11 protein-coding genes and 1 pseudogene are annotated in these 10845 nt (G+C 68.6%); 3 read left to right on the top strand and 9 right to left on the bottom strand.

Going from position 1 to position 10845, the window contains the following annotated elements; genetic code table 11:
* From ABEA43_RS65565 to ABEA43_RS65540, 7 genes and pseudogenes are all read right to left on the bottom strand, one after another.
* On the bottom strand, nucleotides 1–126 hold a 126-nt coding region (locus ABEA43_RS65565; RefSeq protein WP_345580321.1), incomplete at its 3' end, for a VOC family protein.
* Between the two features lie 23 nt (nucleotides 127–149).
* Nucleotides 150–293 (bottom strand): annotated as a pseudogene (locus ABEA43_RS68575) (IS982 family transposase); the annotation flags it as partial.
* Nucleotides 294–386: 93 nt separating this feature from the next.
* The gene (locus ABEA43_RS65560; RefSeq protein WP_345580319.1) at nucleotides 387–1922 is read right to left on the bottom strand and encodes an FAD-dependent monooxygenase; all 1536 of its coding nucleotides are present in this window, start codon (nucleotides 1920–1922) and stop codon (nucleotides 387–389) included.
* Nucleotides 1923–2029: 107 nt separating this feature from the next.
* A complete protein-coding gene (locus tag ABEA43_RS65555) occupies nucleotides 2030–3334 on the bottom strand; it encodes a serine hydrolase domain-containing protein (protein ID WP_345580317.1) in 1305 nt (434 codons plus the stop codon).
* Between the two features lie 159 nt (nucleotides 3335–3493).
* Nucleotides 3494–3901 carry a hypothetical protein gene (locus tag ABEA43_RS65550; RefSeq protein WP_345580316.1) on the bottom strand — a complete coding sequence of 136 codons (408 nt, stop codon included), beginning with the start codon at nucleotides 3899–3901 and terminating at the stop codon, nucleotides 3494–3496.
* 192 nt (nucleotides 3902–4093) lie between these two features.
* A complete protein-coding gene (locus tag ABEA43_RS65545) occupies nucleotides 4094–5326 on the bottom strand; it encodes a serine hydrolase domain-containing protein (protein ID WP_345580315.1) in 1233 nt (410 codons plus the stop codon).
* Between the two features lie 455 nt (nucleotides 5327–5781).
* The gene (locus ABEA43_RS65540) at nucleotides 5782–6939 is read right to left on the bottom strand and encodes an FAD-dependent monooxygenase (RefSeq protein ID WP_345580314.1); all 1158 of its coding nucleotides are present in this window, start codon (nucleotides 6937–6939) and stop codon (nucleotides 5782–5784) included.
* Nucleotides 6940–7058: 119 nt separating this feature from the next.
* Between ABEA43_RS65540 and ABEA43_RS65535 the strand changes: the two genes are divergently transcribed.
* Together ABEA43_RS65535 and ABEA43_RS65530 are read left to right on the top strand one after the other, a co-directional pair.
* Nucleotides 7059–7952, top strand: coding sequence for a LysR family transcriptional regulator (locus tag ABEA43_RS65535; protein ID WP_345580313.1), 894 nt, complete (start codon nucleotides 7059–7061; stop codon nucleotides 7950–7952).
* 306 nt (nucleotides 7953–8258) lie between these two features.
* The gene (locus tag ABEA43_RS65530) at nucleotides 8259–8588 is read left to right on the top strand and encodes a hypothetical protein (protein WP_345580311.1); all 330 of its coding nucleotides are present in this window, start codon (nucleotides 8259–8261) and stop codon (nucleotides 8586–8588) included.
* Between the two features lie 146 nt (nucleotides 8589–8734).
* Here ABEA43_RS65530 and ABEA43_RS65525 read toward each other — a convergent pair whose 3' ends face one another.
* A complete protein-coding gene (locus ABEA43_RS65525) occupies nucleotides 8735–9070 on the bottom strand; it encodes a TrkA C-terminal domain-containing protein (protein ID WP_345580308.1) in 336 nt (111 codons plus the stop codon).
* 75 nt (nucleotides 9071–9145) lie between these two features.
* On the opposite strand from ABEA43_RS65525, the gene ABEA43_RS65520 reads away from it, so the two are divergent.
* Nucleotides 9146–9652: a hypothetical protein gene (locus ABEA43_RS65520; RefSeq protein ID WP_345580307.1), complete on the top strand. Its 507-nt coding sequence runs from the start codon at nucleotides 9146–9148 to the stop codon at nucleotides 9650–9652.
* Between the two features lie 219 nt (nucleotides 9653–9871).
* Here ABEA43_RS65520 and ABEA43_RS65515 read toward each other — a convergent pair whose 3' ends face one another.
* Complete coding sequence (locus ABEA43_RS65515; protein ID WP_345580305.1) at nucleotides 9872–10783, bottom strand: alpha/beta fold hydrolase; 912 nt, start codon at nucleotides 10781–10783, stop codon at nucleotides 9872–9874.
* Nucleotides 10784–10845: the final 62 nt, after the last annotated feature.

Below are 10845 nucleotides of genomic sequence, written 5' to 3'. Positions count from 1 at the left end.
GGAGCCGATCTCGACCTTGCCCTCGCTCCGGTCGATCACCTTGAAGTCCAGGACCGCGCACCAGAAGGCCGCGAGGCGCTCCGGATCGTGGCAGTCGACGACCAACTCGGTGAACCTACTGGTCATTACTCCTCCAGGCAGTGTGAATGGGTGCGGCTGTGGTGCCGTTCGAGGGTGAACTGGCCCTTGAAGGTCTGGTTGACCGACTCAATGACCTGCCGCAGTGGTCTGAACAGCTCGGCTCCGGGCCGCTCTGGTCCGCCCTTGCGGGCCGGCCGCATCGGCCGGATGCCGTGTAGCGACCATCCAGCTGCTGAGCAGGTGGCCCCGCCCTCTATCGCCGGGCACTGTCAGGCCGCCTGTGTTGCATCCGGCCGATGCTTGGCTCACATCTGGGGCGTGCCGAACCAGCCCGAGAGTGCTTCGCGCAACGCGGGCGTGGCGCTGTCGGCGGGTTCGTCGATGGGTACGGCCCAGGCGATGTGGGCGTCCGGCCTGATCAGCAGGGCGTCGGCCGGTCGCTGGTCGGTTTTGGCGGTGTGGAGGTCCACGCGCTGCTCCCAGTCGCGGGCGGTCTCGCGTAGTTCCGGGCGGTTGGCGAGGTCGAGGAGGATGGGCCGGGCGGGGTGCAGGAGCTCCGCGACGCTGGTGATGCCCTGGTCGGTATGCAGGGTGAGGTCGGGTGCGAAGGTCCCGGCCAGCGGGTGGTGGTTGGAGCCGGGCATCGGGTAGCGGATGTCGGTGCCGGCGACCAGCGCGCCCATGCGGCGCAGCGGCTGCTCGTCGGCGAGCAGTTCCTGGAAGACCTGCCGGAGCGCTTCGGCGGCCGGGTCGTGCCCGCGCCGCAATGCGACCTGAGCTCGGGTGTGCAGCAGGGTGCGGGCGCCGGCGAGGTGGCGTTCGTCGTGGTAGGTGTCGAGCAGGCCGGCCGGCGCGTGGCCGTGGAGGTCGGCGGCGAGCTTCCAGGCCAGGTTGACCGCGTCCAGCATGCCGGCGTTGATTGCCACCCCGGTGGCCGGGAACAGATGTGCCGCATCCCCGGCCAGCAGGATCCGCCCGTGGCGGTAGCGCTCGGCCTGGCGGGCCTTGAAGGTGAACCGCGACAGCCGGATCGCCTCTCCCACGGGCAGGTGCACACCGAGCACGCGGTGGAGGCTGTCTTGGAGTTCGGTGACGGTCATCGGGGTGTCGTCGTCGTACTCGGTGGTCTCGTCTTCGATGGTGTAGAGGGAGACGACCTGAGAGTCAGGCGACGCTCCGATGCCGAACAAACCGTGATCGGTACGGGTGAAACCCGCGCGGATCGCACCGAAGCCGGGGACGTCGAGGCCGCCGTCGCCGAGCACGGTCACCGTGTCGGGCAAGGTGATTTGGGCCAGCCGGTTGACCTCCGGATAGGTGATGCCGGGGAAGCCGATGCCGGCCCAGTCGCGGACCCGGCTGCGCGCGCCGTCGCATCCCACGAGGTAGCGGGCGCTCACCTGGTACGGCCCGTCCGGGCCGCGCACGTCCACGGTCACCGCGGCAGCGTCCTGGCTCACCCCGGTCACCGCGTGGCCGCGGCGGATGTCGGCATCGAGTTCGCCGGCGCGTTCGTCGAGCAGCCGCTCGAGTTGCTGCTGCGGCAGCGGCAGGGCGTGCAGCGGCGGATCCGCCAGCTGGGTGAAGTCCAGATGCACGCCGCCGAACGGGAAGCGGGGAGCTGGGGCAGGGTCGGTGCAGGCTGCTTGGAAGCGGTCCAGCAGGCCTCGGTAGTGCAGCAGTTCCAGGATCTGCCCGCCGAGGCCACCGGCCTTCGGAGTGTCGCGGCGCTGCGGCTGACGCTCCAGTACCAGCGGCCGCACTCCGGCCAGGCGCAGTTCATTCGCCAGCATCAGGCCGGTCGGGCCGGCGCCCACAATGATCACGTCGGCTTCTATCACTTGTCACTTCCTTCGCGGTCGTTCGTCGCATCCCCGTGCGGCCCGGTGCGCGCTCTACCTGATGCACGACCGCAAGGAGTGAGTCCACTCTCAGTGCTCGGCCTCGTCTACTGAGCCGGCTTGGCCTCGTCAGCCGTCCCGGTCTGTCTGCCGCAGAACACCTGCTGGACGAGCTCGTCCACGAGCCTCTGGAAGTCCTTTGCCGGGCCTCTGGTGGCCTTGTCCACCCAGGTCACCGAGGCGGTCAGGGTTTTCTTGCCGTCGGGTGAGCTGTACATCAGCGCCCCGTACCCGTGCGGGGGGCTGCCTTTGTGCTGGTAGACGGTGCCGCAGCCCGGGCCCAGGTCCTCGACGAACAGGCCGAAGCCGTACTTGTACTTCCCGTACGGCTTGCGCATCTCGGCCAGCAGCGGGCCCGGCAGGAGCTTGCCACCATTCAGCGCGGAGATGAAAGTCTGCAGGTCTTGGGTGGTTGAGATCATGTCACCGGCGCCGGCCAGGAGGGTGAGGTTCTGGCGGGAGATGTCGACCGTCTTCTGCCGGCCATCCTCCTCATACCGGTAGTAGCCGTGGGCGTACGGCGCGGGCAGCTGCGTCCGGTCGCCCGGCACCACGGTGCCCTTCAGGCCGAGCGGCCGCAGGATGCGCTGCCGCATCTCCTGGGCGTAGGAGCGGCCGGTGACCTTCTCGATCAGCAGCAGGGCCAGCGTGTAGTTGGTGTTGGCATAGCTCTGGTCCGCGCCTGGAGCAAAGTTCGCCGGCTTGGACAGCGCCAGCCGTACCAGCTCTTCGGGCCGGTAGGAGCGGAACCGGTTGTTCAGCCACTCATCGCCGGTCGCGGGGATCCCCGGCACCCACGTTCCGTCGGGACGAAGGTCGCCGGTGTAGTTGAACAAGCCGCTGGTGTGCTGCAGCAGCATCCGCACGGTGATCCGCCGGTCCAGCTCGTACGTGGACAGGTAGTCGGCGACCGGGGCGTCCAGGGTGATCTTGCCCTCGGCCACCAGCTGCAACACCAGGGTCGCGGTGAAGGTCTTGGTGACGCTGCCCGCCCAGAACCGCCCGTTGGTGGGCGGCTTGGCGGCCTGGTCCAGCCGGCGCACCCCGGCGCTGCCGGCCCACTCGCCCTGCTCATCGTGCACGCGCAGCTGTACCCCGGAGAAACCGGCATCGACAAACGCCTGCATGGCCTGCTGCAGCTCCGGACGATCCTGCCCAGCGGGCGCCGTGCTCACCGCCGGGCTGCTGTCCGCGGTGGCTTCCGCGGGTGCGGCCGCCCCGGCCAGGAGCGCGGCCGTCAGCGCCGTGACCGCCACGCGCCGCAAGACCTTGCCGCGGATGACCGGGCGCTGGTGCACGCCGTCGATGCGCTGCCCGGTCGCCGTGATCGCTGGTGGTAATGGGGTAGTCATGGTTCCTCGTCTTTGGTGTCGGGTTCGGGCGAACAGCCCGCCGAGCAATGCGGAGTCGATGGGGATGGGGCGAGGTGGTAGGCCGGTGGCTGGGCGGCCATCGGCTCCCACCCGGAAGTCGCCGGCGTGCTTGCCGTAGCTGCGCAGGCCGACGTCTCCTCAAGCGGCGTCGAGGGCTGCGGTGATCTTGCGGGTCATGTCCGCCATGGTGGGACTGGGCCCGGCCTGGTGGGTGCGGGCGGCTGCTTCGACGGCGACGATGACGGTGTTGCGGAAGTTGTCGGCCTCTGCCGGATCCTGCTGCTTGAGCAGGCTCATGGCTGCCGTCAGAGCCGGCAGCACGTGGTCGGCGATCGCGGCGACCGACTTGCCGTCCAGCTTGATGTCCCTGGTCTTGGCGGCGAGCACGTGCCCGACCAGGCCGGTCGCGGAGGACAGGGCGATGGAGCCTTCGGTGGCGGCCTTGTGGGGTGAGCCGGCGGCATCGGCGGCGGACATCAGTGTGACGGCGCCGTAGGCGGCGGTGCGCAGGGTGAGCTTGTCCTGGTCGGTCAGCGTGATGGACATGGTGGTGTGCTCCTTGAAGCTGTTACGAAATGCAGTGAACGGATGGAATGCGGTCCTGCTGGTGCCGGGAATCTCGAGTGCTCAGACAGGGTCAAGCCCGGGCCGGGCGGCAACGTCGACGGTTCGGCCGTCAGGGGCTGACTGTCGGGTGCCGTGGCTTGAAAGCGGGCCTACCGGGGTGCGTGCCAGGTGTCAGTCGTCGATTGCCTGGTAGAGCGTGGTCCAGAAGTCATGGATGAGCCGCGCCGGATCCGGGGTGGACAGTCCGACCTGGGTGAGCAGGATGCCGGTGAGTTGCTTGTCCGGGTCGGCATAGGCCGTGGTGCCGGTTCCGCCGTCCCAGCCGAACTGGCCGATGGAGGCGTAGTCGCCGCGGTAGGTGCGCACCGCCATCCCGAAACCCCAGCCGCCCTGCTGCCCTTGGCCGAAGGAGACGTGGACGTTGTTCTTGGCCAGGTCGTTGCGGGCGGCGTTCTGCTCGGGGGTGAGGCGGTTGGTGGTCATCAGCTCGACGGCGGGCCGGGACAGGATCCGCCTCCCCTGGTGCGTCCCACCGTTGAGCAACATCTGGAAGTAGGCGTGGTAGTCATCGGCGGTGGAGACCAGCCCACCGCCGCCATGCTGGAAGGCCGGAGGCTGGCTGTAGCGTCCGCTCGCGGCCTCGTCCCACACGTGGAACTCTCCGGTCTGCGGGTCGGGGGCGTAGCTGGGCGGCAGCCGGTCGATCTTGCCGGCGGGCACGTGGAAGGCGGTGTCGGTCATCCCCAGCGGGTCGAAGACGCGATCGCGCAGAAACGTCTCGAACGACTGGCCGGTGACCCGGGCGACCAGCACGGCCAGGACATCGTGGCTGAGCTCGTACTGCCAGCGCTCGCCGGGCTGGTAGGACAGCGGCAGCTCGCCCAGGCGGCGCATCCACTCATCCGGCTCGGGCGCCGGCCCGACGCCTCCGCTGTAGTTGGCCCGCTCCAGGACCGCGTCCATGATCGGGGAGCCCATCAGCGTCAGGTCCACGCCGAGCCCGAACGTGGAGGTGAGCAGGTCCCGTACGGTGATCGGCCGCCGCGCCGGCACGGTGTCCTCCAGCGGGCCGTCGGGCCGCACCAGCACCTTCCGGTCGGCCAGCTCCGGCAGCCACTCATCGACCACGTCATCCAGCCGCAGCCGGCACTCATCCAGCAGCACCATCGCCGCCGCCATCGTGACCGGCTTGGACGTGGACGCCATCCGGAAGATCGCATCCCGGCGCATCGGCGCGCCACCGTCATGACGCATCGTCCCGATCGCCTCGGCGTGCGTCTGTCCGCCCCTGCCGACCAGGGCCACCAGCCCGGGAATCTTCCCGGACTCGACATACCGCGCCAGCACCTCACGCAGCCTGCGCAGCCCTGCCTCGGTGAAGCCGCCGTTGCTCTGTCCCATCATCAATCTCCTTGTCTACAGTGTTCGATCTTCAAGACCTGTCCCGGCTTGACGCCTATGGCCGCGGCAAGCTGGGCCTGGTGAGCCCGTGGCGCCTATGCTCCGGCTCGACTTCCCCGCCGGACATCCAGGTCGATGCCGTCGAGCACGATCTTGTCTTCGTATGCTTGTCGCAGCCCCGGGACCGCCATCGCTGAACCGTGCATGGCAGCCACCATCGCCGACCGCTCTGATACCGGGCCGTTGCCGTCCTGACGCGGCCACTGACACGCCGCCGTATGGTCGGCGGCGAACACGAGGGTGGTCAGCTGGGTCGAGGACGCCCGTGAGGGGCCAGCGGTGGGCCGGAGGAGCAGCGGGGGCAGCGGCCTCCGGTACCGCCCTGCTGCCCGCGGTGGCAGATGCGCCCTGATCTGCGTGATCGCTGGTGGCGATGGGCCTTTCATGGTTCCCATCGGTCACGGCCCCTTCGCCGCGAAGCTGGGCGCGTAGTCCTTGAGCCTGACGATCTGCGCGCGAGTCCCGTCCGGTACGTTGGCGGCGAGCTTGTCGAGCACCTGCTGGTTGGGCATGCCCATGAAGAACCAGTCGGCCCCTTCGCGCCCCACCTGCTGATGCTCGGCGACAAAGCCGCGCATCTCCCGCTCGTAGGCGGCGAACGCCGCCACATGGTGGCCGCCGGCCGCGGCCAGTTCACCGGCCAGGATGTAGGCGCCGATCAGCGCTTGGGAGGCGCCCCGGCCCGAGGTCGGCGCCGCGGCGTAGCCGGCATCCCCGAGCAGCACCACCCGGCCCGAAGACCAGCGGTCCATCTCGACCTGGGCGTTGGCGTCGAAGAAGAGGTCCGGCGCCCTGCTCATCTCCTCCAGCAGTCGCGGGAGCTGCCAGCCTTCTCCGGCGAACTGCCCTGCCACGATGCGCTTGTGCTGCTCGGCGTCGTAGCGGTCGTAGGCCAGCGGCCAGCAGGCAAAGTGCAGCGCCGCCCGCGCTTCGGTGTCGGCGCGGGCGCTGAAGATGCCGGCCGCCTTGCCCGGCATGTTGTGGAGCCGGCCGGTGTTTCGCAGGGCGAGGTAGTTGGGCAGGCTGAAGATCGCCGTGTAGATGCCCAGGTGCCGGACGAACCGCGCCTGCGGCCCGAACACCAGCGAGCGGGTGCGCGAATGCAGCCCGTCGGCGCCGACCACCAGGTCGAAGCGGCGCGGCCGACCGCGTTCGAAGGTGACCCGCACGCCGCCGGCGTCCGGTTCCAGGCCGGCGATCGAGTCGCCGAAGACGTACTGCACCTCCGGGCGGGTGGCCTCATACAGCAGGCCAGTCAGGTCACCCCGGAGGATCTGCAGGTCGCCCGCGAAGATCGGCGCGGGGAGGGTGGCGTACTGGTTGCCGTCACGGTCCACCAACGCCACGTCGCCCATGTGCGTGTCCAGCGCCTTGACCTGCTCCAGCAGGGCCATGCGGTCCAGCACGTCCAACGCCTCGCCGCGCAAGCCCACCGCGTATCCACCCGCGCGCACCTGGAGGGCGCGCTCGACCACGGTGGGGGTGACACCATGGTGGCGCAGCCAGTACGCCAGAGCGGGACCGGCGACGCCGGCGCCGGAAATGAGGACGTCCATCAACTTGCTCCATCGAACGAGCGATCCGTACGCTTCGAGGATCAAGTACGGTGAACACCCGGAACAACGACGAATCCCGCAAGATCATCTTCAGTGGGTGTAAACGAAGCAGGCCAGGCATGGAACTGCGCGACATCGAGATCTTCCTGATCCTGGCCGAGGAACTGCACTTCGGCCGCACCGCCAACCGGCTGTGCCTGTCGCCTGCCCGCGTCACCCAGGCGATCCAGAAGCAGGAGCGGCAGATCGGCGCCCCGCTGTTCGAACGCAACAACCGCACGGTACGGCTGACGCCGGTCGGCCGCCAGCTCCGCGACGACCTGCGGCCCCTCTACGCCGGGCTGAAAGACAGCGTGCAGCGCGCCCAACTGGCCGTCCAGGGCATCACCGGCACGCTGCGCGTCGGCATGGTCTCCATAAACGCCTACGACCTGCGCCCCTTCTGGGACGTCTTCCGCCTCCGTCACCCGCAGTGGCGGCTACGCATTCGGCAGATACAGTTCAGCGACGCCTTCGCCGCGCTGCGCCGCGGGGACGTCGACGTCCTGATCGTCTGGTTGCCCGTGGAGGAGCCCGACCTCACCGTGGGACCGGTCCTGTTCGCCGAGCCGCGGGTGCTGGCCGTCGCCGTCGACCATGAACTCGCCCAGCGCACTTCGGTCTCGCTGGAGATGGTCGCCGATTTCCAGCACCCTCAGACCGACATCGGGCCCGGCTACTGGTTCGACGCCTACGCACCGCCGCAGAGTCGCCGTGGCCGCCCGATCGAGCGTGGCCCTTCCGTACGCAGCACCGAAGAGGCCATCACCCTCACCAGCATGGCCGAGATCGTCACCCTCTTCCCCGCCCACATGACCCGCTACTGGGTACGGCCGGACATCGCCTACCGGCCGGTCACCGACATAGGAGCGCTGCCGTACGCGCTGGTGTGGCGCAGCGAGACGGAAAACGAGCTCATCCGGGCCCTGTCCGAGGTCGTCCGCGATCTCGGACCCCTCGCGCAGAAGAGCTGATCGCCGAACAATACGGTGAACCCACAAGCGCCTCGGCGGACCGGACGTACAACATCATGTCCAGCCCGCCTTGGAGAAGCCGCAGGCCATATCAGCAGATCGACGGCATGGCGGGATCGGTGGGGCCGACGTCGTCCGGCCCACAGTGACGAATGACCTGCCGTGGGCGTAGCTCACCACGGCCGTCCGACTACGGGCCGCTTGAGCATGTCACGCACTCTGCGGGGCGATCGCCCAGAACAGCCCCACCGTGTCCGGGCCGTGGGCGCTGATCTCGAACCGGCCGTTGGTGACGCCGCGCACGCGATGAGCCCCGATCGCGGTCAGGGCGCGGGGCAGTCGATCGAAGACGCCGTCGTGCTCGCTGCCGCCCTCGCTGATGAGCCCGCCGGTGCGCTCACGGTCGAGGCGGCGCTGCGCCGCTACGACGCCGAGCGCCGCCCGCGCACCCAGGCCACCGCGCGCGGCGCCCGCGCCGACGGCCGGCGCACCACGTCGGCGGCCGCGCACCGGGCGCTGGTGACCATGATCCGGCTGATGCCCGCACCGCTGTGGCGCAAGGGCATCGCCGCCGACGGCAACGCCACCTGGCGATGGCAGCCGCTGCACCTGCCGTCGCCTGCCGACCACCACTGAGCCGAGGCCGTCCTATGCGGCATCCGCCGACCGCGGTTCAGGCGATTGAGCCCTTGATGAAGCGGCGGGTCATGTACCGGCGCGCCGGCGGCAGTGCGGCCTGGCGCAGAGGCACGTCGCGAACGCCGCGGCTGTGTCCAGGTTGCTTATGCCCGTTCGGTGAATCGGTCAACTTGTTCGGCTCGGCCGCAGATGATGACGACGTCACCATCGGCCAACTCGGTGTCGGTCGTGGCGTAGGTCATCTCCTGCTCAGGGCGTTCGACGGCGACGATGGTGATGCCGTGCTTGCGGCGCAGGTCGCACTGCCCGAAGGAAATGCCGAGGTAGTCTGCGGGCGAGCGGATCCTGGCCAGCGCGAAGTCGTCGCCGACCTGCGTGTAGTCGAGCAGTTGGCCGTTGACCAGGCGGGCGACGCGCTCGCCCATGTCGTGCTCGGGGAAAGGGGTGCGCCAGCCGGTTGCGCCTGGCTGCTGTCGCACCCGCAACCTGGCTCGTTCATCACCAAGCCGGGGCAATGGCGAAGGCAGGCTCGCGCCATATGCACAATGGTCGCCATGGACGAGAACATCGCGAACGAAGCGTGGTGGAGGCGACAAGCCGCCGCACAGGGGGAATGGTGGAAGAAGCGGGCGGCAGCGCATCAGGACGAAACCCTCCGGCAGAACAACCTGATGTACGGCGGCTTGATCGGTATCGGAGTCGTCATGGTGCAGCCGTTCCTGACCCCGGGAGCCGCCACCCTTGATCTGTCCGCCCAGATCTGCGTGATCGCTTTCTCCTTGGCCATCCCGATCTTGTCTGCTCTTATCGTGTTAAACCGTCAGGAAACCTATCGTCGGCGCATGACGAGTTCCGTTCTCGTGCTGGTGGCGCAGCAAGCTGCGCTCGGGCTCGGGTACATCGGGGTGGTCGCCGGCTTCTGGCACATCTTGACGATCGCGGGGATCGCGATCCTGATTGGCACGATCTTGGGCCTGGCCGTTCACTCCGCGGGTTATGTGCGAGTGGAGGAAGACGACGCCCAAGCCACACCGGGTGCGGAGCAACCACCCCAACTGTAGATCCGCTGACGTCCACGGCCGGACTGAGATCGTCCACCGAATCATGAGGCAGTCAAGCCCATCACCCCCAGCGGTGTCATCAAGCCCACCCGACCCTCAACCCACGCCGCCCCACCCCACCGGCCAGCTCGACGGGAGGCGATCTCACCAGTATCAACCCCGTATTTCTGGGCAGTTCGGGGCCGGGAAATCGACGCGGCCGGGGAACGGCTGGCCTGATCAGCTGCCGAGTAGATCTTGGATCGCTTGGAGAACGGCGTCGGGACGGCGGAATATGACGGAGAGGTGTCCGGCGTCGTCGATGACGCGGTTCTCGCCGTGCGCAACCGATGTGGCCAGCGCGGTGTAGAGCCGCGTTTTGGCTTCGGCCTCCTCGTGGAGGAGCGATGTGGGTATGCCCTGGGTGACCGCTTCTTTGAAGGGGTCGATCGCTGTGGCGGTGAGCACGATCAGCGGGATGTCGGGCATCGGTCCCGCGTTGCGTACCTCGTCATGGAGTCGGTAACGGTTGGCCGCCTCCTGGCCGCCGATCTTCAGCCATTCCGGGCTGACGTGACGTTCGATCAGCGGCTCGCGGATCTCTTCCGGCCAGTCGGCCATCTCCCGCGCGAACAGGGTGCGGTAGAACTGGATGATTTCGTCGGGCAGCTCGTCAGGCATCGCCTCGTCGGGGTCCCATGCCTGATATAGCTCGTTCAGTTCCTTGGGCATGTAGGAGTCGTAGTCCTCATGTTCGGGCTCTACCAGGACCAGCCCCGCCACCTCGTCGGGGAAGCGCTGCGCATAGTGGCGTGCGTAGAGGCCGCCGAGGGAATGACCGACCAGCAGGTAGGGAGCGGGCACGCCCACGACCCGCAGCAGCTCGCGCAGCTCGTCGGTGACCTGGGCGCAGGTGCGCGGCAGCTCGGCTCGGTCACTCCACCCCGTTCCGGCTCGGTCGTAGAGCACGCTCGTGGTCAGCTCGGCGGCCCGCTGTTGCACGATGAAGCCGTCCATCCCTGATGAGCCGGCCCCGGGCAGGAACACCACCGCCGGGCCCCCGCTGCCCGATCGGTGGAGAAACAGCCTCCGATCCCCGACCTGATAGAGCCGTCCTACTGGCGGCGTCGCCCCGGCCGTCTGACGTTGCATCGCTGACTCCTTCACTATCGGCGCCGACCTGACGGAGAAGAAACTGCGCCTCTCGGCCGCCA

The sequence above is a fragment of the Nonomuraea rosea genome (assembly GCF_039539705.1).
Classification (GTDB): domain Bacteria; phylum Actinomycetota; class Actinomycetes; order Streptosporangiales; family Streptosporangiaceae; genus Nonomuraea; species Nonomuraea rosea.
The sequence above is the reverse complement of the archived record's forward strand: the minus strand, read 5'-3'. Positions and strand labels throughout refer to the sequence as shown.